Source organism: Prochlorococcus marinus str. NATL2A, from assembly GCF_000012465.1.
Classification (GTDB): Bacteria; Cyanobacteriota; Cyanobacteriia; order PCC-6307; family Cyanobiaceae; genus Prochlorococcus_B; species Prochlorococcus_B marinus_B.
This window is the reverse complement of the sequence record NC_007335.2, coordinates 890487-911159: the sequence shown is the minus strand read 5'-3', so window position 1 is coordinate 911159 and position 20673 is coordinate 890487. Positions and strand designations below refer to the sequence as shown.

Sequence of the window (20673 nt, the reverse complement as noted above, 5' to 3'; positions counted from 1 at the left end):
ATTATCTACCTCCTACTGTTATTGAATCTACTTTTATATGTGGTTGGCCAACAGTAACATTTACACTTCCACTTACAGACCCACAGAAGCCTGCTGCAAGATCTAAATCATTTGCACACATGGAAATTCTAGGTAGTATTTCTTTTGCTTCACCTATTAATGTTGCCCCTTTAACTGGTTTATCAAGTTTTCCATTTTTTATTAAATAGCCTTCTTCAACAGAGAAGTTAAACTGACCAGTTGGTCCTACACTGCCTCCGCCCATTGATTTACAATAAAGACCATTGTCAACACTTTTAATTAATTCTTCTGGTAAAAAATTACCTTGCTTAATGTATGTATTTCTCATACGACTTGCAGCGGCGAAAGAGAAATTTTGCCTCCTTCCACTACCTGTTCTTGGATGACCAGTTCTTAGAGATCCCGCTCTATCCGAAAGAAACTTTTTTAATATCCCATTCTCAATTAACAAAGTATTTTGAGGTTCCATTCCTTCATCATCCATTGAGAGTGACCCAAAAGCATGATTCGAAAGTCCTTCATCAACTGCACTTACGGCTTCGTTAGCAATTTGCTTATTTATTGAGTCATGAAATGGAGATGTTCCTCTTTCTAATTGAGTCGTTTCAAGAAGATGACCACAAGCTTCATGGAATATGACTCCTCCAAATTTATTAGCAAGTACTACAGGCATTTGCCCAGCTTCAACAAATCCTGCGTAAAGCATTTTCTGAGCGCTTTCATTTAATTCACATGTACTTTTTTCGATATCCCAGTTTCTTAAATCATCAGGATTACCAGAACTACCATATCTTCTAGCTGAGGTAGATCTATGTTTATCTTTTTGGGCAATTACATTTATACCAACAGTTTGATGAAGACGAATATCTCTTGAAAATACACCGTCTGAAGCTGCAACTAAAACTTCTTGCCAATTCCTTGAATAACTAGCTCTTCTTACTTGAAGATTTTTATTTTTATCTGCCAGTGAGTTAGTGGCTTCAAGCAGTTTAAGAGTGGATTCTTTGAGATCTGGTGAATGATCTAACCAATCATTCTTATTTGATCCAAAATCCTTTAATTTCTTTAACCCTTCAAACTTGTCTTTATTAATTGAACCACTTGTGAGGCCTAACATTCCTAAAGCTTGATTTAAGGCAAAGAGAAGTCCTGCTTTTGATAAATCATTTGTGCTTACAAAACCATCTTTTTTGCCAAGAAACACCCTAATACCTGCTCCAATACCGAAAGATGGACTTACATTTGAAATGTCATCCTGCTCGGCTAAGAGAGATATGTTGTCTGATTTTTCAAGAAAGACTTCTACTAGGTCAGCCCCAGCTGATTTGCCCAGAGACAATAATTCTTCAACTTGAGGTTTTAATTTGTCGTCAAAAGTATGGAATAGCAAATTTTCACTTTCTCTAGTTAGTAATGAATTAGTCAATTTTTTTTTTTTTACATTATGGCATTAGATTGGCTTAACTGCGTATTTAATATTAATAGGACATATTTATTGTTATTATTTAAAAACTAATTAATAAAGAAGGAATTCTAGTTAATAATTTAATAATATCTATTTAATTAGCACCGATCCATTTTTGACCATTTAATCTTTGTAGAACTCGAGAAATTAGTAAAGGTAATGTGGTCTTCTTTTCGTCAATTAGAAATGATTCAACAATGCTTGGATCTGAATTTGACTCAGCTAATAATATAGTCTTATCTGAAGTTATTATATCTTTGCTAAAACAAAGCCAGAATTTTTTTTGCTCAGATAATTCACAAAAAACCATCCAGCAATTTCCTCCTACAACTGGTCTTTGACCTTCTATTAATTTTATCTCACACACAACTGTTCCTTTATCTTCGATAGATGCCTTTAATCCAGGAATTAGAAAGTTACTTATAAACTCTTTAAAAGGTTTATCCTCTAGCTTGGGTGGTTTTACTGGTTTTTTAGGGATAGCGGGCGCATTACTATTTAATAAGGAGGATTTCTCTGGTTTGTCTAAAGTATTTAAATCTTTTTTACCTTCAAAAGCAGGTTCATTCTTATCTAAAGAATCTGATTGAGACCTAGTTACTTTTTTACTTGAATCTATTTCGTTTGAGGGATTTTGATTTTCCATATTTTTATATTAGCAAATTAATAAAGATGGTTGCAAAGATATTCTTGATTAAATATATTGATTTGTTCTTCGTTTACCATGCTGAATAAGTTTCATCATCCCAGTCACTCATAATTGAGTTTGGTTGATTGATCGTTTCATTTTTAACAAATTGTTCATCCAAATCATCATCAAATTCGAAAGCGCCTTCATATTCAGCTTCATCATTATTAGATGTTTTATAAGTAAAACTACTTCTTTCTGTTCTTCCTATTACTCTAAAACTTGCATTAATTGTTGGTGAAGGGTCTTTAATATCTCTCTCTATTAAAGTATTATCGTAAGAATGATTGGTATTCTTTAGAGCTTCTTTGTAGTCAGGACTCTCTTCATATTTAGCTTCTTCTTTAAATTCTAGAACTTGTCCTTGTGATGTTTGAATTATTTTTCCGAGTTTTGTTGTTATTAAGTATGAGAGAATAAAACCTGTTCCTGTTGATATTGCAAGATAATTTCCTAAAGTAAGTGAGGGTGTACTCCAGATTAATATTTTTATTTTTGTATATTCCTTTTGATTACTTATACTTAGAAAAATTATTAATACTAATGTAGATAAGAATGGCGTAGCTTTAAGTAAATAACTAAGCTTCATTTAATCGGACCATTCCATCTTTTAATATAATTTAAATCCTCTCCAAGAGAATCAAATAATCTAACCACAATAAAATCTATAATATCTTCGATAGTTCGTGGGTTTGTATACCAAGCTGGAATTGGGGGTACAATTGAAGCCCCAGCAATAGCAAGTCGTTTCATATTTTCTATGTGGATCAAGCTTAAAGGTGACTCCCTTGGAGATATAATTAGTCGCCTATTTTCTTTTAAGTGAACATCGGCACATCTTTCTATTAAATCTAAGGAAAAGCCAGAGGCTATCCTTCCCAAGGTTCCCATTGAACAAGGAACAATTACCATGCCCTTTGTCTTATGACTGCCACTTGCAATTGATGCTGAATGATCATTCCATCTATAACAAGTTAATTTACCGGATTGAACTTCAAGCTTTTTTCTCCAAAATTTTTCTTGGGTATTTGGTTCGACTGGAATATTAATACCACGTTCACTTTTGGCTACTTCATATGAACCTTTGCTGAGGATTAAATCTACTGATTGATCATTCTCTAGCAATACCTGGATTGAACGCTCTGCTATTTGCATAGCCGAAGCACCAGTAATTGCAATCACAATACTCTTCATTTAATCATCATTATCAGATTCAACATTAATAGTATTTATTGTTTCTGTTTCTGTATCGTTTACAAGCTCCAAGTCAATTTGATTTTTTAGAATGTCAACTTTTAAAACTCTGACATTGATTTTTTGTGAAAGTTGATATGTTTTTTTGCTTTTTCTACCTACTAAAAGGTTTTGCCTAGATCTATATTCGTACCAATCGTCACCCAAAGTACTTACATGGACTAAGCCTTCAGCAGTTAAGTCATCTATCTCAGCAAAAAAACCATAGCTTTGTACACCAGTTATAATAGCTGTTACTTCTTTACCTATAATTTTCTGCGCCTCTCTACCCTGAGCAATTGAAATGATGTTGTTTCTAAATGATTTAGATTTTTTTCTAATTTCATTTAGATTATTAATTAATCTTAAATTTGAATGACTAGCAATAATTTCTTTAAGCTTAGATGGAAATATTTCCCAATCAACTTCTCTCCAGCTATCATTTTTTCCTAATTCGACAGTCTGTTTACTTCGGCTTGTAGGTTTATTTTTACCTTCAGATAAAAGTAAAGTTAATATAAACTGATTAAATATATTCCAGTAGTTTAAAGATGGGCAACACCATGGAGATTCAATATTAGTTTGTGCTGCATCATAATTTAAATACGAAATGTCTTCAGGTGTATTTATCTCGTAGAGTTTTAAATTAACACCAGGAATTATATGTTTAACAAGCTTTTGAAGTATTTTCTTTTCAGTACTTGATTCGAATGACTTTATTAATTCACTAGATGTTATTGTTCCATCAGCATTAACGGTTATTTTTTTATCTAATGCCAATGCTGATTTAGTTAATTCGTTAATAGATGATTGATCAATTTCTTCGTGCTCTTTATAAATAAATGGTAATCTATAGCCTATTAAATGTTTTGAAAGAATATTATTTGAAAGTCTTATATAAATATCTATTAGAGATTGTGGATCGCAACAATCGTAAGTTTTAGACCACCCGTTAAAGTCCCTGCCAGGAAATGTTTTTGACAATTCACTTAATCTCTCTAATTTAGGAATATACTCATCTAATTTAATAGAAATATTGTTCATATTATTTATTATTTTAGCTGAATGTAAAAGAGTATAAAGGACTTCTAGATTGTCTTTAATACCTTTAAGGGCTATAGGAACTGACTTAGATGTAGCCTTTCTGTTGTTGATAGCTATAAGGTGTTTTGGGGTAATGATTTTCACAGGCTTAATAATACTGAGTGTGAATTTCCAATCAGTTATATTGCCATCGGCATTAATATCTATCATCAATGAAATAGCTTCGCATTCCTTATTGATTTTAAATTGAGATGCTGATCTAAGTGATTCATTAAGAAACTCTAGCCAGTTGTTACCTAGGCAAATTACTTCTCCTTTATCTCTAAGATATCTGTCTAGCTTCCCGCCTAAATTGATTCTTTCAGAGATCGTAGGCGCATGAACCCATATTCTATTACCCCCTTCATAGGGTTGCGCATATAATCCAGGAAGAGAAGGTGAATTAGTAGATTCCCAACTTTCAAATAATAAAGAAGGTTGAGCAGTTAAATCTGATCTTCCTTTTGAGGAAATCTTCTTGGGAGCAACTTTAGGTGCTACCAAACTCTTAGATATATAATTCTTAGAAAGTAATAATTCAATATCTCCCTCCACTCCTGAATTAATAGATAATTCTCTAACAATTGAACCCTTAGCATTAAATTGAGCAATTGGATATTTAGTTATCTTTATTTCATGAATTAAATCTTTATCAGGATATTTCTTATTAGTTTCTATCTCATCTTCAAGTTCAATTGTTGCTGGTATTCTGTCATCTAAAGGGTAGGCCTTTAATTCTCCAGTGGACTTGTCAGGTTCAACTTTTGCCAGCAGAGTTTCATTATATCTTTTTAAAACACATTGTATTTTCCCTTCAGGTGCTCTCCTCCTTACTCCTTGCTTAGTTATTAATACAATTACAGAATCGCCATGCCAGGCATTATTTAAATTACCCTCTCTTATGTAAATATCTTCACCTTGATCTTCTCTAACAACAAAACAATAGCCTTTACTACTACAACGCACCCTACCTCGCAAAAAATCTCTATCATTGTTTATCGTCAGTTTATCGTCAATAATAGTTTGTACTATTCCTAGTTTTGTAAGAGCTTTAATAGCTACGTTTAAATTATCTTTATCAATTTTTTTTGTGATTTTTAAGGATCTCTCAAGTTTTGAAACTTCTAATCCATCCACACAATCAAGACTTTCTAGTATTTTTAGAACTGATGTCATAATAAAAGTCGGGGATTAATTTAATTTCATTGGAGTAAGTCTTTAAAAATAAAAGACTAAATATTTCGAAAATAAGTTTAGTTTAGAAGCTATCATTAGAAGCTTCTGTTTTGCTCTGTAATAATAGGTTAATACCAATTACTAAGAATACTATTCCTGAAAGTAGTTTGAGTAAAAAGGCAGGAATTAGATTAGAAATAGACCCACCGGCCAAAGCTCCTAAAAGAGTAGCTGATATGAGAGCTAATGACGAGCCAATAAATACTGCTAATGGTTTATTAGTTGTACTACTTAGAGTTATAGTTGTTAATTGAGTTTTGTCGCCCATTTCAGCAAGAAATACAGTAACAAAAGTTGTAAAGAGAAGCGTAAGAATCATTAAATTAGTTCAAGTTCTAATTTTGTATAAAACCAATAAAGCCTTGTGTTACTAGGTATATTCCTAAACTTAACATAACTATTCCCGAAACCACAGTAAACTTTTGCCTTGGGAGGTTATTAGCTATCCATCTACCTATTAGGACTCCTAACAGGCTGGTAGAAATAAGTGCTAGTGAAGCACCAATGAAAACAATTAGCGGTCTACCAGACTGTGCAGAAATAATTAATGTTGCAAGTTGGGTCTTGTCTCCTAACTCAGCTAAAAAAATTGTACTAAAAGATGTAATTAATATGCTAAAAAAAGGACTGGAATCCTTTGAATCACCCTCTTCTATTTTAGAATTCGAATTAGGTTTACCCATTAATTCCAATTAAGAGATTTTCTACTTTTTATGTTTATACAAAAAATATATATCTTATATACTATAGATGAACAAGTTAAAATTGAAAATACCTGATTTTATACGAATGGATCCTTATTCAGGTTATCTATATTAAAATCATTTCATGCGCCTAACATCTGCTTTCAAGCTATTTAGACGAGGTCTATAAAATCAGCATGAAATCATTGAACATCAAAATTTTTTAAATAATGGCTGGGATTGCCAGTTGTTTAGTAAGATGGTAAAAATTTCTTAAAATCATGGGAAACCTATTGCCCTTAGTAGCAGTCTTTCTTGCAGGACCAGCAATAATTGCTTTGATCTTCTATAGAAGAGGTGTATAAAGCTAAGCAGCCTTGCCTAGTGCAATCTTTGCGAAAGTAAGAATTTTTTTTGCAAATACTTTCTGATCTACATTTAAATTCTCAGATGATATTGATAAGTCTGAACTAAAAGACTGGCCTTTTGAGTTAGTGATTAATATATTTTTAGTGTCCATTAATTGGCATTTATACATACGATTGTGCAATTGTAAACTAACTATATCTTTATGATGTTTAATATCTAAAATATTTAATTGAAGTGTATTTAATTTTTTCCATCTATTTATTTCAATATAGAAAGCGATATCAATTAAATCTTGTTTTTTTAATTCAATAGATCCATTCCATTTAATTGCCTCTATTGTCGAAGTTCCGTCATTAAGAGTCATTTTTAGGTGATCACCCTTTAGTTTATAGATATCTAGGATTTTGCACTTTCTTGCCCAGAAAATCGGTGTAGGATTCATTATTCCAAATGGACCTATTAAAGTTAATTCTCTATAAAAATTATAATTAATTTGATCAAAACTAATAAATGCATCAGGAGTTATTGACTTATATAAATTAATATCTTTAAATTCTCGATTAGCTATTTGATTTAGCTTTTCTCTAAGCTTGTCAATATTTTCGCTTTTAATTGAAAACCCTGCAGCGGCTGAGTGGCCTCCATGCGCTATTAAAAGATCATCGCATTCAGCTAAGGCCTGGTTTACCATTAATTTATTGTTTGATCTTATAGATCCTCTGAAGTTCCCATCATTTGCTTGTGCAAGTAAAGCAGTTGGTAAATTAAACTTTTCAGCTATTCTAGCCGCAACTATTCCTATTATTCCAGGGTGCCATTCTCTCTTAGTTAATACTAGAAATTTTCTATCACATCTATATTCACTTACTGCTATTTCTAAAGCTTCTTGTTCAACTAAGGACGTTAATCTTTTTCTTTCCCGATTCATATTAAAACAATCATTTGTGAGTTTAACAACTGAATCATTTGATTTATTTGTAAAGAGATCAATGATAAGGTTGGGGTCACCAATTCTACCGACAGCATTTATTAAAGGAGCTATCTTAAACCCAATATCATCTGATGTTATATCAACATTATGAATTGATAGCTTCTTCATAATAGATTTAATCCCTTTGTTAGTTGTTGAATTTATTTTTGGTAAACACTCTTTAAGCCATTTTCTATTGGCACCTTTAAGGGGAGCCATGTCCGCAATAGTGCCAATACAAAAGAATATATTAGCCGTAGAAATGTTTATATCATAATCAATCTTCTCACATATATTCTTTGCTAGTAGGTATGCAATACCTACACCTGCCAAATATTTATAAGGTGAATTAATAGGAGTTTTTTCTGGATGTATAAGCGAAAAAATATTTAATTTCTTATCAGGTATTTTATGGTGGTCTGTGATAATTAAATCAATCCCAAGATCAACAGATTTCTTGATTGCGGCAAATGCAGATATGCCATTATCAACTGTAATTACAAGCTTAATTCCTTGATTATTTATATTATTTATCATGTTTTCATTAAGGCCATAACCCTCATCCTGTCTTGAAGGTATAAACGGCTTAACTATTGCTCCAAGTATTGACAATAATTCAACTAAAAGCACTGTACTTGTTATACCATCCGCGTCATAATCACCACATATTGCAATATTTTCTTTTTGTAAGCAAGCCTTAATTATTCTTTGAGTCGCTTTAGATAATTCATCGAAATGTTCTTCGGGATTTGGAAGGTCTGATGGTGTTATATATTCATCAAATTCATTATTTAGATCGATCCCTCTCCTAATTAAGACGGCTTGAAGAGTGTGATTTAAATTTATATTAGTTATCTCAGCTTCATTTATTGGCTTAGGTAATATCCATCGATTCATCAGGCCATTATCTGTTTCCAAAAGCTTATCCTAGATTGATTACTTATTAATCAGAATTATATTTGTTTTATACTGAAAAATCATGCATAAGTTAAAAGCAGTCTTTTGGGATGTGGATGGAACAATTGCCGATACAGAATTGTGTGGGCATAGAGTCGCTTTTAATTTGGCCTTTAAGGATTTTGGTTTGGATTGGAACTGGAATGAGAGCCAATATTTGGATCTTCTAAAAATATCGGGAGGTTTTAACCGCATAATCCACTATCGAAACAATATCGACAGTGACCTTACTGAAAGTCAATGTTCCGAAATTCAAGCCTTAAAGCGTATTCATTACAAGAATTTAATTCAATCTGGGAAAATTAAAGTAAGAGAGGGAGTTCTGAGGCTTATTAATGAACTTTACAACTCTGATATAGAACAATTTATTGTTACGACCAGTGGTAAAGATTCCCTTGATCCTTTTCTAAAAACCTCATTGAGTTCGCATTTAAATTATTTTTCCGGTTTTATTACATACGAAGATGTAAGTAGGCACAAGCCCTTCCCTGATGCATATAAGCTAGCGCTTAAATTAAGTAAGCAATCACAATTTAATTGCATAGCTATTGAGGACTCTAAGATTGGCGTTGAATCTGCTAAGGCAGCTAATCTTAATTGCCTTTTGATTTTGCCTCCGTGGAATAGTTCTAAGCAAAATATTTCTAAAAACGCTAATGCATGTTTAAATAGCCTTGGTAATTTTGATAATCCATCTAGTCTAATTTATGGTAAAAAGCTAATTAGTAATCATGTGGATTTTGATTATTTGACAAATATTATAAATTAAAATGCAGAAAACTAAATTCAGAGAATTTATAGATTCACTGATTTTCATTATTAATCCAATTATCTCTGATTCATGGAGTAAGAGGAGTTTATTAGTTCTTTCATTACTATTTGGTTTTTATTTTACCAATAGTTTTCTTTCTTTTTTACTAGATAAATCTGTTAATACAATATTTTTGGCAATTATAATATTATTAATTATGGAGTTGGTAATCCGATCATATCTAATACCTAAATTGACCATTCCCGTAATGATAATAAATAATATCCGAATTGGTTCTACATATGCTCTGATTCTTGAAGCCTATAAGCTTGGTTCTTAATTATCCTTAATCAGCTTCTTCTTCTGAAGTCTCATTCATTGGATAAACAAATCCCTGAGCTCTTCCAGTAAGTACTGATTTTCCAATTGATAATGCCTTTTCTGCTGCTACAGCAGCCTTACCTTTCCATGTGGCGTGTCTTTGATTTCTCTTCCCCTTAGAGGTTTTTTTCTTGGGTACCGCCATTTTTCTCAACAATTACAGACATTATATTTTATAACGTCAAGCTCCAATTTAACAAAAAAAACTTAAGGAAATACTAACTTCTTGTCTCTTTTTCTATATAAATTCAAGTTCGCTATCATTTTTACTATAGTTAGTATATAAATTCATTTGAATTAATTGATTTAATTATAAAATGAGTAAAAGTTATAGTCAATTATTGAGGGATATTGAAAGTGGTGAAATTATTTCAATTATTTTAATTCCAAATAGAAGAGAGGTCATTGTTGAATTAATAAATGGAGAGAAAAAATTAATACCTATATTTTATAATGATCAGAAAATTCTTCGAATATCTGAGGAATATAATGTTCCTCTTACTGTAAGAGATATTAGATCAGACCAGAGATTAGCAAACTACATAACAGGTTTTGGCCTCACTTTGATTTTTGTTTTCTCTCTTGTATTTTTAATTAGAAGATCATCCAAGTTATTAAACAATCTGCAAAGTTTTTCTGGTCGTTCTTCTCAAGTAAATGAAGATGATATTAGAAAATACACATTCGATGATGTGGCTGGATTAAATCAAGAATCAGACGAATTAAAGGAAATAGTAATCTTTTTAAAGAATCCACAGACATTAAAAGACCTCGGAGCTAAAACGCCGAAGGGAGTTTTATTAGTGGGTCCACCTGGAACCGGTAAGACATTACTAGCTCGCTCAATTGCAGGAGAAGCTGATGTTCCTTTCTTTTCTATTTCTGCATCGGAATTTGTTGAAATGTTCGTAGGTGTTGGAGCTGGACGTGTCCGTGATTTATTTAAAAGTGCTAAATCAAAGGCTCCTTGCATAGTCTTCATAGATGAAATTGACTCTATTGGACGACAAAGGGGAGCTGGAATAGGAGGAGGCAACGATGAGAGAGAGCAAACACTTAACCAGCTCTTAACCGAGATGGATGGATTCGAAGCAAATAATGGAGTCATAGTTATTGCAGCTACGAATAGACCCGATATTCTTGACCGAGCATTAACTAGGCCTGGTAGATTTGACCGTCGTATTGACATATCCCTTCCTGATCGAGAAGCTAGACACAAAATTTTGTCCGTTCACGCAAGGACAAAACCTTTATGTGATTCAGTGAATCTGAAAGACTGGGCAACTAAGACGCCTGGCTACTCAGGTGCAGATTTACAAAACCTAATGAATGAGGCTGCAATCTATGCTGCTAGAAATAATAAGTCAGTCATAAGCAGTGTTGAACTAGAAAATGCACTTGAAAAAACACGATTTGGAATACTGTCTAAGCCACTTTCAGATCAGACAAAAAAAAGACAAATTGCTTATCAGATTATTGGTAAAACCCTTGTTGCTTTATTGATTCCGACCCAAGATAAATTAGAAAAAATCTCTTTATTTAAGTCTCTCGGAAATATTTCTGGAATGACTTATTTCACACCAGATGAAGAGACCATTGACAGCGGACTTTTTACACGTAACTACATTTATAACAAAATTGTTATTTCACTTGGTTCTAGGGCTGCTGAAATGATTATTTTTGGCTCTAAGGAAGTTACACAAGGATCACAAAAGGAACTAGAAAATGTATATTTTTGGGCAAATCAAATGGTTACTAAATTTGGATTCTCAGATCTTGGACCTATTACTTATGATTCAGAAAAAGATACAATTTTTCTTGGAAAGGATCTTATGAAGAATAAAAAAGAATATTCTCAGAGGACAAGCAGGGAAATTGATAAGCAAATTATTTCAATAGCAAATAAGGCTGTTAATCATGCAATATTTCTTCTTTCAGATAAAGTTTCCTTAATGGATAATCTTGTTGATGAATTAATAGTTAAGGAAACTCTTGAATCTGATTTTGTAATTGATTCACTTAATTCTTACTTATCTAGCAACTAAGTAAATAATATCTATAATTTTTATAATGCAGAGAAGTATTCCTTGCTTCCTTTAGGATCTTCTTTCATGGTTTTGTCACCAGGAGTCCATCCTGCTGGACATACTTCATCAGGGTGAGATTCAACGTATTGATATGCCTGTAATACTCTTAGAGTTTCGTCTATATTTCGGCCAACAGGTGCTTTATTTATTGTTGAGTGCATAATTATTCCGCTTGGATTAATTATAAACAAACCTCTATCAGCTTCTCCATCCTCATTTAAAACATTATAAGATTGGCAAATTTCACGTTTTAAATCAGATACTAGTGGATAGTTAATGTCACCAATTCCTCCCTCATTCCTTGGTGTTTGAATCCAAGCAAGATGTGTAAATTTACTATCAACCGAAACACCTAAAACTTCTGTGTTTTTGCTACTGAAATCGCTATATCTGTCGCTGAAGGCCGTGATTTCAGTAGGGCAAACAAACGTGAAGTCTAATGGATAGAAAAATAGAACAACATACTTTCCTCTGTACTGAGAAAGTGTTATGTCCTTAAATTCTTGATCTACTACTGCTGTTGTAGCAAAATCTGGTGCTTGCATTCCTACCCTTAGGCACTCATTTGTCGTCATGGAATTTGTTTCGTATTTTGAATGGTTTGGAGAGTAGAGAACTTCCCCTTTTCCTCTTTATAATTTATCATGTAAAGATCAAAGAGACTTACTCTTTCTATCTAAGCAAGCATAATCTCAAAAAATGAAAGAATCAGTAAGTTGGGACCCATCACTTATTAAAAAATTTAGTTCCTCAAATCATTATAAACTTTTAAATCAGTTGAGAAATGAAGTTAAAAAATATCCTCTAAATAAAAAGAAAAATACAACTTCTATTCCGACTAAGGAAACTATTAGCAATAAAAATAAAGCAAATATACCAGCAATACAAAATAGTTCCTACACTAATAGTTCTAATCAAAGTTCTAAAGTCAATAGTAATCAATCAACTGTGAGTTTTAATAATGCCAAAAATTTTTCTATATATAACCAAACGACAAATAATAATATAGTTCAACAAAATGAAAGCATTTTATCTGATTCTTCGAAATCAAACCAAGACTCTTCCTTTAAATCTTTCAAAGAGCGTCTTGATAATATAGATATGAAATAATATCTACCTTATAAAAATATTTAATTTTATCAATTTGAATAAATAATACATTTAACCAACTATTTGAATGTATACGAGTTAATTAAACTATCACTAATACTTATATATGCTTTGATCCTATGAACTAATGTCAGTGGAGAGACTTGAACTCTCGACCTCAGCGTTATGAATGCTGTGCTCTAACCGGCTGAGCTACACTGACTAACTAATACCAAATAAATTCCAGCTTTCGCTGATGTTATTCAAGAAGTTTTTCGTGAATAACATCTATCAAAACTGAGACAGAAAGGTACACATACAACATGATAATTCAGGAAGGTCTTCTTCGGAAGAAATCTTGAGATCTATATTTTTTTTTGAAGTCTATGAATAAAGCTTTCAATGTTCTACTGTATTAATATTGGTAATGAATACCACTCTTTTTCACCAGAAGCTAATGACTCTTGATTCCATGGATAAGTACTGATAAGAATTTTCAAGCAAGTAAATACATAATCTTGCTAATTATAAATGTAGGTTTGTGGTCTTAGGTTTAATAAATTCAGTTAAGTAGAAAAACTTATGTCTGTCCTTAACCTTGTAAAGCAAAGACTAAGAGATAATTAAAAGATTTTAAGTTGATTCACTGCTGTATAAAAATAGAAAATATACAGGACTTATCAACTTAATGAGTAGTGATTATTTAAATGCATACCAGTCTTTGGTGGATTACCCCATTAAGATTTCACATACCAAAATCTCGAAAGTTTCCTATCTTTTGAAATTAAAGGCTCAGTGTAATTCAATATCTGACTTAGACAGAAAGCACAAAGCCTGGGGGGAAAAGAATCTCATACCAAAAGACTCTTTTTTTAAAACATAGGAATAAAATATAAATTTTATTAACCTCCATTTCAACTTCTCTCTTGAAAATTGATTTACAAATGAACTTGCCATTATATAAAAACATTGCTATTTATACACAGAGGGTGATCGGAACATAATGAAGCTTCCCCAACAGTAAGCTTCGTCATCCTCAATTATTTAAGGGTTTATACTTTCTTCTTTCCAGTCATTAGCACGAATCCACCTTCTTCTTTTATGAACAGGTTTACGAATAAGCAATTGGTCAACATGGTTGATTTTAATCTTTAATACAGTGAAATTATTTGATAACTCTTTAATTGATTTGACAGAAAAATCATTAGTTTTTTCTAGATTAAATTGATTACCTGGAGTTGGCCAACTCCACATTAATCTAGATTGTTCACTTAGTTTTTCCCAATGTAGAAGGTTGTATTTATCTAATTCAATTGTTGAAGTTCCTCTAAACCTGAATTGACATTTTGATCTTGAAAAAAGCCAGCATATTTCTACGTTATTGTTCAAATTTAATTCATGATATTTTTGACTTCTTTTGTCAGTATATATTTCCATTTCATAGGATTTACTCCATCCTCTAAAAACCACTGTTCTTACTCTGGGATTATTATCTATTCCAATTGTGGCTAGTTGAAGCCATCTTGAAGAGTCTAATTTTGATTCTTTTCTCTGAACTGAGCTAAGTTGAGTTAACCATGGTGGCATAGGATTTATTTAAATTTAAATCTATGAATATATGAATATTAAAATAGAATTATTGTATTTAGTACATTTTAAAAATCAAATTTATATTTAAGCTTTAAATATATTGTTAAGGCCAAATATTATACTGAGACATTAACTTTTATTTTGTCTCTTCATCTTCATTACCAATCCTAATTTCGACTCCTACAAAAGTTGCAAATAAAACTATGAACAAGCCAATTATCGTTTTCCATTGGCCCATATGAGTTAGAGGGTCAGGAGATTGAAAGAAATCTGGATTCATATGTCAATAATACATCTATTTATCTTCTTCCCAATCCTCTTCAGCCTTATCAAGAATATCTTCGACAGTGTTATCAAATGTTTCAGCGACTGACCGCAGCATTTTTGAAATAGTCTCGTCTGGGCAAGCTAAATCTTTTTGTATACCTTCAGCACAGTCCTTAATTTCATCCCATGCGTCTACTAAGACTTGAGAATCTACTGGCTTCCAATCTTCTGTCATAGATATTCTCTCCATTAAGAATCATTAATGGAATCTTTAATGATCCTCTAAATCCTAGCTTTTCGTAGGCAAATGACTGTCTTGGTTTCTTTATTTTAATCAAACATGCAGACTCAACTGCTATTTTCATTCAGTTATGATAAATACATCACAAGAAATTCAGAAGCTACTCTCTAAAGCTGAGGGATCAACAGATAAAACTGCTCAACTACAACAAGCGCTAGCGAGATTGGAGGCAACGCTCTCAAGAAAGGAAACGCAAAAGGTGACTGAGAAGTCCTTAAAAAGGAGGTAGGCTTATGTCAAGAAGTTTCAAACTTTAAATTCTTATTTACGTATTTTGAAAACCACCTATAAATAAGTATATAGATTGGATTTTTATCATGCTATTGCCTAAGCCAGTTAGACCTGTTGATGCTGAAAAGAAAGGTAAAGACAGCTAGCTAAGATCATTATTTAATTAATTAATTCTTAATTATTATTTTATTGTTTGTTATTAAAAGAACATAGGTATCAATGAATACCTTTGTTCTTTTTTTTATGCTCAATAAATCAATTTAAGTAAAAGGTTATATATTCCTTATATTTTTTAAAACAGAAATATAGATATAAATAAAAAACTTAATAGAAAATTCATACACCCATTGATTTATTAACAGTTCACAATCAAATCTATTGACATCATGAAAATCTAGGGCAAATTTGTTCGTGTGTTGTCACTATTAATTTTTTCGCTAATTATCTGTACTTTCTCTAGGAAAAAATCAATCTTTTCATTTTATCTATGAAAACTGCCTCTAAAGAACTTCAAAAGCTTAGATCTATGGCTGAGACGTCATTGAATAAAACTGCCGAACTACAGCAAGTTTTGGCTCAAATTGAAGCTACTCTTTCAAGAGCTGAACTCCAAAAAGTTATAGAAAAGACAACTAAAAGCTAAAAATAGAAAATCGTATCATTAAATGCAGACTCCTATATCGATCATGGTTAAAAAAGATTAGCTACATTTTTCTCTTATGCTTCTACCTAAGCCTGTTCGTCCAGTAAATAATAACGAAAAAAATAAAAAATAAATCTTAAAGCAACTAAGAATTTGCTGGATTACGATACATTTAAATCATTGCTGAGGATATAATTTAGCTACCTTTTTAATCTGCCTTTCAATTTGTCGATTTTTGTATTTGCGATTCGTTGCAAATGTGAATAGTATACCTGGGATTATCCAAATACTTGCAATTACAAAAGTCATTAAGACTTGATTTTTAAAAACTGTTTCTATCATGTTCTTACAACTATAAGAACAGATACATATAAATGCGTGTTTTCACTGTTCGGTATTATCTACTCTCAATTATTGACTAGTAGAGTGAGTTATATATCATTTTTACTTGTTGTTATTTAAATTGAACATGACTCATACCACACCAATTATCAAGCAATATTTAGGATATTAATATTTGATTAATGTCTTTACAAACCATAAGAAGTTAAAATTAATTTCTTATAAGGTAATTTGTATTTTTTGCTACCTATCAAATAAAAGTAGTATGTTAATTTAAAAATGATCGTTATATGCGTGAACATTTACCGATTTGTAGCTTTTTTAATTTTATCGTAGTTTATAAATACAGTATAGAAAGACAAAAAAGTTCGGAATGCACTACTAATCTCATTCAGTTTAAATAATTAGCTTAGCCATAATAAATATATATCAGTTTTTTTATGTTTAAGAATTTTAAAAATTTCACTTATTCAAATCTAAAATTATTTTTGATGAGATTTACCGAAAATAAAAATTATATTCAAGGTATGTATTATACAAATAAAAGAAAAATAGGTAAAACATATCTTACAACCTTAGAAAGCCAATCAGCTGAATCAAAAAAAACATTTTTAACAGATGATTTTGAGATTCATGATTTAGATAATACAGACGATAATATTTTGGGAAAGGAAGTTCAGTTAACATCTGAATAAAAGTAAGATTTATAATCTTCTTTTTAAAAATAGAACATCGAATTAATTCCTATAGAAAACCTACTTTATAACCTGCCAAGATGTTGAACTTTTTATAAGGAAATATATTAGTATTTTTAATTAAATGGCAAAAATCCATGAGTTTAATGACTTATAAAATAATGAACCACTAGAGAAAGCAAAATACCTGTCCATAGACCCTTTATCCAACTTAGTACTAGCATTTGATAATTGCTCAATCGAAAATGGTTCTGAATAGCAAGTGCAGCTCTTTTTTCCAGACCTATAAGTGAAAATGGAGTGTTTTTATCGATGTTAAATAATTTTCTTTTCATTGACATCTGATAGATTTTTAATTTTAGATCACTTATAAATATTGGTAATGGAGTTTTTAAAAATATAAACATTCATTATTAAAATTTGGTAATCCTGAAGAATCCGACTGGTTGTAAACCGAACAAGCTTTATTCACACTTCAGTTCTCAATCCCCAATAATTAACTAAATATTTCAAAACACTGGTTATTTAAAGTCAGATTATATCTGAAGCTTTATCTAATCATGTACTTCAAATTAATTCCAATCATTCCTGAGTACCTTACTTACTCATATAAATATGAAACTAATCAATCAAGAAGATTTAAATCAAAAGGACGAACGCATAACATATTTATTAGCTGAACTAAACTCAACTCTCGACCTTTATTATGAGAAGTCGATTGATGCCGAACGTGGTTCCAATGATCACTAAATCATTCTCTAAGGATTAGATTCAACTAAATCACATACAAAGCTAATATCAGACTTTACTTTTATTCAAAAAATCAACTTGAAATTTTCTAATTTCTTGTTAAATTTATCATAAAATTAGTTAGTTTTAAACTTCTCAATCATTTTCGCTTTTCATTTATTTACCTTCTCACTTAAAACCTTCTTTATTTATTTTCTAAAATGACATGCAACTGCGAGCACTGCTTAGAAATTAAAAAACAGCTAGATAGGGCTGCTCAAAGACAAGCCAATTTATTTAAAGCAAGGACTTCTAAAATAAATATTAGGTATTAATTTATTGTTTATATGGAATAACTGGGATTTTTATTCTTTGTTGTTTATTTTTTTCGCTTGATTTTTCTTCTATCAACTTAACTTCATTCTCGTTTATTCTGATAGTTTCGTTATCCTTCCGTGCCTCAAGATTAACAAAAAAGAAATATATAGCTATTAACAGTAAATAGGGTAAAAGGTTTTTTATATTTTTTATGCTCTCTGTTATGTACTTCATCCTTTATAGAATTAAATATTTACGATTTTAATATAGTTCGTTAATTATTTTTGTGCAAAGCTTTAGTATGTTGTTTGAACTTATTACATACAGCAAATATTTAGTTTAATTATTAGGATTTAATCACTCTCTTACGGTTATTAACACCGCGCAGTACAGTTCATTTGGATATGTTCTGCTTATTTGAGATTCTAAAATGAAGTCAGAAAAGATTGAAGCAGCAGAGAAACGCATAAGAGAGTTGCAGCTTTTAATTAAGTCCTGGTCAAAAAAGTAACCCACGCTTGATAGCGAATCTGGCTATGTTGATATCAGAAATTGGATCAAAATGCTTCCTTTTGCTACCGCTTTGTTTTTTCCAGATTACGGAAGTACAGGTGCTCCATGGGATTTAGTCCTCTTGCATTTTTATTTCTTCGCAATATTCATACCTTTTTTAGTTATTTTTAACGCTGCCAGAAGTTCAGATCGTGAAAATCCAAATAGAATAAAAGACGAAAACAGTAGATATCCAGATTTACATCCTCGTGCATAAATGATCAAATGATTTTATTTATGTAAAGAACATCATAGTTTTTTTCTATACTTTCAATTGCATTTATCCACTCTTTAAACTCACTCTTTAGAGCTTGTTTGTCTTTGCCTTCGAGTTGAGAAATTCTCTTAAGTGCAGAGTTAATTGTGACTTCACAACTTCCTAGAATGTTTGTGTTAGACATCTAAATTAATGAGTTAAATTTATACTATTATCTCTACTAGCATCTGTTAATTAGTAAATCCCGTATAAGTTAAAACCTCTATGAAATGAATCTCATTATATGTATACATCTACATTAATCAAAATTTGTTCAATTATTTAGAAATTTTTTTACGTAAACTAGTCAAATTCTGAATTCTGTAATAAATGAAACTGAAAAAAAGTATTACATGATCTAATATTTAATTTAAATCTTCATTTATTCTATGTCTGCTAGGCAATCTGGAGCTTTAAACGCAGTAGAAGTGATGCTAAACGCATCACTTAAACGATTGAATAATTTGAATGGTGAAAACAGGGAAGCTCTGTATGATGAATACAAAGAATGGTTAGAGGTTGATGATGATAATGTAATAAATGATGGGGTTTTATATTGTAATTATCTTGGATAATGACTTTCTACTTGCTTAATAAGTTTAATTGTAAACATGCAGAATAACAAACTATCCCACTTGCAACGGATAAATTCAAACTTCTAACTCCTCCTGTCTTTAATTGATTCTCACCTCCTGGCATAGGTATTCCTGCAACAATTTCACACTTATTAATTATGCTTTCGGGCAAACCTGTATCCTCTCGTCCAAATAATAGTATATCTGTATCTTTATAAATAATATTTGAAATTAAATTATTACTTTTTTTTGTAAGAGCTATAATTCTTGAGTTTTTAAATGAATTTTTATATTGTTCAAACGATTCATATAAATGTACATCTACGTGAGGCCAATAATCTAAACCTGCTCTTTTTAAATATTTATCTTCGAAGCTAAACCCAGTTGGCTTAATAATATCTAATGACATATTAAAGGCTAAGCATGTTCTACCAATTGTTCCAGTATTTTGTGGAATTCTTGGTTCAAATAATGCGACACGAGGTCTTGTACGATTAAATGAATTCATGGTATGAGGTCGCCAATTTGATCTAAATCAATTGCAATCCCATTGATAGCAAGCAACCTTTTTTTTGAACGACAGCTAAGCAATGAGGTTAACGTGCTATGACGTTCACGAAATAAATGGCCTATTGGTGTTGCAGGAACAATTCCCCAACCAACCTCCTCTGAAACAAAAACAATTAGCAAATTATCATCTGTAAAACAATTAAGTAATTTATCTTGGAATATTTCCCATTGAGTATCGTCATCTCCTAGGTGATGCTCTACTAAGCCACCTATTGAATCTATTAATATTGATCCATTTTTACTGATCGATTCAATTGCTTTGCAGATATCCTTAGGATGCTCAATTAACTTCCATCGATCAGGTCTTCTCTTCTTGTGGAGGTCAATCCTTTGTTGCCAATCTGGATCATTTGGTCTTGGTTTTGATGTTGCTATATAAGTGACGGATTGTTGTTTCTTGATTAAAAATTCTGCCAATTGACTTTTTCCACTTCTTGTCGGTCCTGTAATTGATATAAGTCCTTTATAGTTTTTTTCTAATGGTGTAATCATATGTTGAGCAATTGGATTATCTATTAATAGTGTTTTTTTATATTATATCGATAAAGCCAAAAATTAAAGTTGACATCGAAATGTATAATACATATTCAA

Annotated in this window: 28 protein-coding genes and 1 tRNA gene; 10 read left to right on the top strand and 19 right to left on the bottom strand. The window is 31.2% G+C overall.

Annotated elements, in window-relative coordinates:
- Window position 1: 1 nt before the first annotated feature.
- From PMN2A_RS04785 to PMN2A_RS04755, 7 genes are all read right to left on the bottom strand, one after another.
- The gene (locus tag PMN2A_RS04785) at window positions 2-1411 is read right to left on the bottom strand and encodes a TldD/PmbA family protein (protein ID WP_011293898.1); all 1410 of its coding nucleotides are present in this window, start codon (window positions 1409-1411) and stop codon (window positions 2-4) included.
- 169 nt (window positions 1412-1580) lie between these two features.
- Window positions 1581-2132 (bottom strand): DUF2996 domain-containing protein, encoded by a 552-nt coding sequence (locus PMN2A_RS04780; RefSeq protein ID WP_011293897.1) that lies wholly within the window; start codon window positions 2130-2132, stop codon window positions 1581-1583.
- A gap of 73 nt (window positions 2133-2205) precedes the next feature.
- Entirely contained in the window at window positions 2206-2763 is a 558-nt protein-coding gene (locus PMN2A_RS04775) for a hypothetical protein (RefSeq protein WP_011293896.1), read from the bottom strand.
- The gene (locus PMN2A_RS04770; protein WP_011293895.1) at window positions 2760-3368 is read right to left on the bottom strand and encodes a flavin prenyltransferase UbiX; all 609 of its coding nucleotides are present in this window, start codon (window positions 3366-3368) and stop codon (window positions 2760-2762) included. The genes PMN2A_RS04775 and PMN2A_RS04770 overlap by 4 nt, the downstream gene beginning before the upstream one ends.
- Complete coding sequence (locus PMN2A_RS04765; RefSeq protein WP_011293894.1) at window positions 3369-5666, bottom strand: RNB domain-containing ribonuclease; 2298 nt, start codon at window positions 5664-5666, stop codon at window positions 3369-3371.
- Between the two features lie 82 nt (window positions 5667-5748).
- Window positions 5749-6045: a TMEM165/GDT1 family protein gene (locus PMN2A_RS04760; protein ID WP_011293893.1), complete on the bottom strand. Its 297-nt coding sequence runs from the start codon at window positions 6043-6045 to the stop codon at window positions 5749-5751.
- Between the two features lie 16 nt (window positions 6046-6061).
- Window positions 6062-6409, bottom strand: a complete 348-nt coding sequence (locus PMN2A_RS04755) for a TMEM165/GDT1 family protein (protein ID WP_011293892.1) — start codon at window positions 6407-6409, stop codon at window positions 6062-6064.
- A gap of 281 nt (window positions 6410-6690) precedes the next feature.
- Between PMN2A_RS04755 and psb30 the strand changes: the two genes are divergently transcribed.
- Window positions 6691-6774: a photosystem II reaction center protein Ycf12/Psb30 gene (gene psb30, locus PMN2A_RS11090; protein WP_071813363.1), complete on the top strand. Its 84-nt coding sequence runs from the start codon at window positions 6691-6693 to the stop codon at window positions 6772-6774.
- 2 nt (window positions 6775-6776) lie between these two features.
- Here the strand turns inward: psb30 and recJ are convergent, their stop codons facing one another.
- Window positions 6777-8666, bottom strand: a complete 1890-nt coding sequence (gene recJ, locus PMN2A_RS04750) for a single-stranded-DNA-specific exonuclease RecJ (RefSeq protein ID WP_144043266.1) — start codon at window positions 8664-8666, stop codon at window positions 6777-6779.
- A gap of 61 nt (window positions 8667-8727) precedes the next feature.
- Between recJ and PMN2A_RS04745 the strand changes: the two genes are divergently transcribed.
- Window positions 8728-9474 carry an HAD-IA family hydrolase gene (locus PMN2A_RS04745; RefSeq protein WP_011293890.1) on the top strand — a complete coding sequence of 249 codons (747 nt, stop codon included), beginning with the start codon at window positions 8728-8730 and terminating at the stop codon, window positions 9472-9474.
- A 1-nt stretch (window position 9475) separates the two neighbouring features.
- Entirely contained in the window at window positions 9476-9796 is a 321-nt protein-coding gene (locus tag PMN2A_RS04740; RefSeq protein WP_011293889.1) for a DUF565 domain-containing protein, read from the top strand.
- 6 nt (window positions 9797-9802) lie between these two features.
- Here PMN2A_RS04740 and rpmF read toward each other — a convergent pair whose 3' ends face one another.
- Window positions 9803-9982, bottom strand: a complete 180-nt coding sequence (rpmF, locus tag PMN2A_RS04735) for a 50S ribosomal protein L32 (RefSeq protein WP_011293888.1) — start codon at window positions 9980-9982, stop codon at window positions 9803-9805.
- Between the two features lie 172 nt (window positions 9983-10154).
- On the opposite strand from rpmF, the gene ftsH reads away from it, so the two are divergent.
- Window positions 10155-11882 (top strand): ATP-dependent zinc metalloprotease FtsH, encoded by a 1728-nt coding sequence (gene ftsH, locus PMN2A_RS04730; protein WP_011293887.1) that lies wholly within the window; start codon window positions 10155-10157, stop codon window positions 11880-11882.
- Window positions 11883-11902: 20 nt separating this feature from the next.
- On the opposite strand, the gene PMN2A_RS04725 is transcribed toward ftsH, so the two are convergent.
- Entirely contained in the window at window positions 11903-12499 is a 597-nt protein-coding gene (locus PMN2A_RS04725; protein WP_011293886.1) for a peroxiredoxin, read from the bottom strand.
- A gap of 124 nt (window positions 12500-12623) precedes the next feature.
- Between PMN2A_RS04725 and PMN2A_RS04720 the strand changes: the two genes are divergently transcribed.
- The gene (locus PMN2A_RS04720) at window positions 12624-13034 is read left to right on the top strand and encodes a hypothetical protein (protein WP_011293885.1); all 411 of its coding nucleotides are present in this window, start codon (window positions 12624-12626) and stop codon (window positions 13032-13034) included.
- 128 nt (window positions 13035-13162) lie between these two features.
- Here PMN2A_RS04720 and PMN2A_RS04715 read toward each other — a convergent pair.
- The 5 genes from PMN2A_RS04715 to PMN2A_RS10480 form a co-directional block, all read right to left on the bottom strand.
- A tRNA-Met gene (locus tag PMN2A_RS04715) sits at window positions 13163-13236 on the bottom strand.
- A gap of 821 nt (window positions 13237-14057) precedes the next feature.
- The gene (locus PMN2A_RS04710; RefSeq protein ID WP_011293884.1) at window positions 14058-14600 is read right to left on the bottom strand and encodes a pyridoxamine 5'-phosphate oxidase family protein; all 543 of its coding nucleotides are present in this window, start codon (window positions 14598-14600) and stop codon (window positions 14058-14060) included.
- Between the two features lie 139 nt (window positions 14601-14739).
- The gene (locus PMN2A_RS10485) at window positions 14740-14883 is read right to left on the bottom strand and encodes a hypothetical protein (RefSeq protein ID WP_011294997.1); all 144 of its coding nucleotides are present in this window, start codon (window positions 14881-14883) and stop codon (window positions 14740-14742) included.
- Between the two features lie 15 nt (window positions 14884-14898).
- The gene (locus PMN2A_RS04705) at window positions 14899-15105 is read right to left on the bottom strand and encodes a hypothetical protein (RefSeq protein ID WP_011293883.1); all 207 of its coding nucleotides are present in this window, start codon (window positions 15103-15105) and stop codon (window positions 14899-14901) included.
- Window positions 15050-15235, bottom strand: coding sequence for a hypothetical protein (locus PMN2A_RS10480; RefSeq protein ID WP_187146472.1), 186 nt, complete (start codon window positions 15233-15235; stop codon window positions 15050-15052). The genes PMN2A_RS04705 and PMN2A_RS10480 overlap by 56 nt, the downstream gene beginning before the upstream one ends.
- Before the next feature lie 654 nt (window positions 15236-15889).
- On the opposite strand from PMN2A_RS10480, the gene PMN2A_RS10475 reads away from it, so the two are divergent.
- The 3 genes from PMN2A_RS10475 to PMN2A_RS10985 all read left to right on the top strand — a co-directional run bounded on the left by PMN2A_RS10475 (window position 15890) and on the right by PMN2A_RS10985 (window position 17832).
- Entirely contained in the window at window positions 15890-16045 is a 156-nt protein-coding gene (locus PMN2A_RS10475) for a hypothetical protein (RefSeq protein WP_011295121.1), read from the top strand.
- A gap of 782 nt (window positions 16046-16827) precedes the next feature.
- A complete protein-coding gene (locus tag PMN2A_RS04700) occupies window positions 16828-17082 on the top strand; it encodes a hypothetical protein (protein ID WP_011293882.1) in 255 nt (84 codons plus the stop codon).
- Between the two features lie 615 nt (window positions 17083-17697).
- The gene (locus PMN2A_RS10985) at window positions 17698-17832 is read left to right on the top strand and encodes a hypothetical protein (RefSeq protein WP_263892592.1); all 135 of its coding nucleotides are present in this window, start codon (window positions 17698-17700) and stop codon (window positions 17830-17832) included.
- 315 nt (window positions 17833-18147) lie between these two features.
- Here PMN2A_RS10985 and PMN2A_RS04690 read toward each other — a convergent pair whose 3' ends face one another.
- The gene (locus PMN2A_RS04690) at window positions 18148-18363 is read right to left on the bottom strand and encodes a hypothetical protein (protein ID WP_011295200.1); all 216 of its coding nucleotides are present in this window, start codon (window positions 18361-18363) and stop codon (window positions 18148-18150) included.
- Window positions 18364-18691: 328 nt separating this feature from the next.
- Here PMN2A_RS04690 and PMN2A_RS04685 point away from each other — a divergent pair, with 328 nt between their 5' ends.
- A complete protein-coding gene (locus PMN2A_RS04685; RefSeq protein ID WP_011294991.1) occupies window positions 18692-18898 on the top strand; it encodes a hypothetical protein in 207 nt (68 codons plus the stop codon).
- A gap of 4 nt (window positions 18899-18902) precedes the next feature.
- Here PMN2A_RS04685 and PMN2A_RS04680 read toward each other — a convergent pair whose 3' ends face one another.
- Complete coding sequence (locus tag PMN2A_RS04680) at window positions 18903-19082, bottom strand: hypothetical protein (protein WP_011294977.1); 180 nt, start codon at window positions 19080-19082, stop codon at window positions 18903-18905.
- A 244-nt stretch (window positions 19083-19326) separates the two neighbouring features.
- On the opposite strand from PMN2A_RS04680, the gene PMN2A_RS04675 reads away from it, so the two are divergent.
- The gene (locus PMN2A_RS04675; RefSeq protein ID WP_011295182.1) at window positions 19327-19512 is read left to right on the top strand and encodes a hypothetical protein; all 186 of its coding nucleotides are present in this window, start codon (window positions 19327-19329) and stop codon (window positions 19510-19512) included.
- 7 nt (window positions 19513-19519) lie between these two features.
- Here the strand turns inward: PMN2A_RS04675 and PMN2A_RS04670 are convergent, their stop codons facing one another.
- Both PMN2A_RS04670 and PMN2A_RS04665 read right to left on the bottom strand, forming a co-directional pair.
- The gene (locus PMN2A_RS04670; RefSeq protein WP_011293880.1) at window positions 19520-20020 is read right to left on the bottom strand and encodes a tRNA (cytidine(34)-2'-O)-methyltransferase; all 501 of its coding nucleotides are present in this window, start codon (window positions 20018-20020) and stop codon (window positions 19520-19522) included.
- Entirely contained in the window at window positions 20017-20574 is a 558-nt protein-coding gene (locus PMN2A_RS04665) for a bifunctional adenosylcobinamide kinase/adenosylcobinamide-phosphate guanylyltransferase (RefSeq protein WP_011293879.1), read from the bottom strand. Before PMN2A_RS04665 ends, PMN2A_RS04670 begins: the two co-directional genes overlap by 4 nt.
- Window positions 20575-20673: the final 99 nt, after the last annotated feature.

What these genes read in the sequence shown, in the direction of transcription:
- PMN2A_RS04780 (WP_011293897.1), bottom strand. Translation starts at nt 2,132, where the DNA reads ATGGAAAATCAAAATCCCTCAAACGAAATAGATTCAAGTAAAAAAGTA.
- PMN2A_RS04775 (WP_011293896.1), bottom strand. Translation starts at nt 2,763, where the DNA reads ATGAAGCTTAGTTATTTACTTAAAGCTACGCCATTCTTATCTACATTA.
- PMN2A_RS04770 (WP_011293895.1), bottom strand. Translation starts at nt 3,368, where the DNA reads ATGAAGAGTATTGTGATTGCAATTACTGGTGCTTCGGCTATGCAAATA.
- PMN2A_RS04765 (WP_011293894.1), bottom strand. Translation starts at nt 5,666, where the DNA reads ATGACATCAGTTCTAAAAATACTAGAAAGTCTTGATTGTGTGGATGGA.
- PMN2A_RS04760 (WP_011293893.1), bottom strand. Translation starts at nt 6,045, where the DNA reads ATGATTCTTACGCTTCTCTTTACAACTTTTGTTACTGTATTTCTTGCT.
- PMN2A_RS04755 (WP_011293892.1), bottom strand. Translation starts at nt 6,409, where the DNA reads ATGGGTAAACCTAATTCGAATTCTAAAATAGAAGAGGGTGATTCAAAG.
- psb30 (WP_071813363.1), top strand. Translation starts at nt 6,691, where the DNA reads ATGGGAAACCTATTGCCCTTAGTAGCAGTCTTTCTTGCAGGACCAGCA.
- PMN2A_RS04745 (WP_011293890.1), top strand. Translation starts at nt 8,728, where the DNA reads ATGCATAAGTTAAAAGCAGTCTTTTGGGATGTGGATGGAACAATTGCC.
- PMN2A_RS04740 (WP_011293889.1), top strand. Translation starts at nt 9,476, where the DNA reads ATGCAGAAAACTAAATTCAGAGAATTTATAGATTCACTGATTTTCATT.
- rpmF (WP_011293888.1), bottom strand. Translation starts at nt 9,982, where the DNA reads ATGGCGGTACCCAAGAAAAAAACCTCTAAGGGGAAGAGAAATCAAAGA.
- ftsH (WP_011293887.1), top strand. Translation starts at nt 10,155, where the DNA reads ATGAGTAAAAGTTATAGTCAATTATTGAGGGATATTGAAAGTGGTGAA.
- PMN2A_RS04725 (WP_011293886.1), bottom strand. Translation starts at nt 12,499, where the DNA reads ATGACGACAAATGAGTGCCTAAGGGTAGGAATGCAAGCACCAGATTTT.
- PMN2A_RS04720 (WP_011293885.1), top strand. Translation starts at nt 12,624, where the DNA reads ATGAAAGAATCAGTAAGTTGGGACCCATCACTTATTAAAAAATTTAGT.
- PMN2A_RS04710 (WP_011293884.1), bottom strand. Translation starts at nt 14,600, where the DNA reads ATGCCACCATGGTTAACTCAACTTAGCTCAGTTCAGAGAAAAGAATCA.
- PMN2A_RS10485 (WP_011294997.1), bottom strand. Translation starts at nt 14,883, where the DNA reads ATGAATCCAGATTTCTTTCAATCTCCTGACCCTCTAACTCATATGGGC.
- PMN2A_RS04705 (WP_011293883.1), bottom strand. Translation starts at nt 15,105, where the DNA reads ATGACAGAAGATTGGAAGCCAGTAGATTCTCAAGTCTTAGTAGACGCA.
- PMN2A_RS10480 (WP_187146472.1), bottom strand. Translation starts at nt 15,235, where the DNA reads ATGAAAATAGCAGTTGAGTCTGCATGTTTGATTAAAATAAAGAAACCA.
- PMN2A_RS10475 (WP_011295121.1), top strand. Translation starts at nt 15,890, where the DNA reads ATGAAAACTGCCTCTAAAGAACTTCAAAAGCTTAGATCTATGGCTGAG.
- PMN2A_RS04700 (WP_011293882.1), top strand. Translation starts at nt 16,828, where the DNA reads ATGTTTAAGAATTTTAAAAATTTCACTTATTCAAATCTAAAATTATTT.
- PMN2A_RS10985 (WP_263892592.1), top strand. Translation starts at nt 17,698, where the DNA reads ATGAAACTAATCAATCAAGAAGATTTAAATCAAAAGGACGAACGCATA.
- PMN2A_RS04690 (WP_011295200.1), bottom strand. Translation starts at nt 18,363, where the DNA reads ATGAAGTACATAACAGAGAGCATAAAAAATATAAAAAACCTTTTACCC.
- PMN2A_RS04685 (WP_011294991.1), top strand. Translation starts at nt 18,692, where the DNA reads ATGCTTCCTTTTGCTACCGCTTTGTTTTTTCCAGATTACGGAAGTACA.
- PMN2A_RS04680 (WP_011294977.1), bottom strand. Translation starts at nt 19,082, where the DNA reads ATGTCTAACACAAACATTCTAGGAAGTTGTGAAGTCACAATTAACTCT.
- PMN2A_RS04675 (WP_011295182.1), top strand. Translation starts at nt 19,327, where the DNA reads ATGTCTGCTAGGCAATCTGGAGCTTTAAACGCAGTAGAAGTGATGCTA.
- PMN2A_RS04670 (WP_011293880.1), bottom strand. Translation starts at nt 20,020, where the DNA reads ATGAATTCATTTAATCGTACAAGACCTCGTGTCGCATTATTTGAACCA.
- PMN2A_RS04665 (WP_011293879.1), bottom strand. Translation starts at nt 20,574, where the DNA reads ATGATTACACCATTAGAAAAAAACTATAAAGGACTTATATCAATTACA.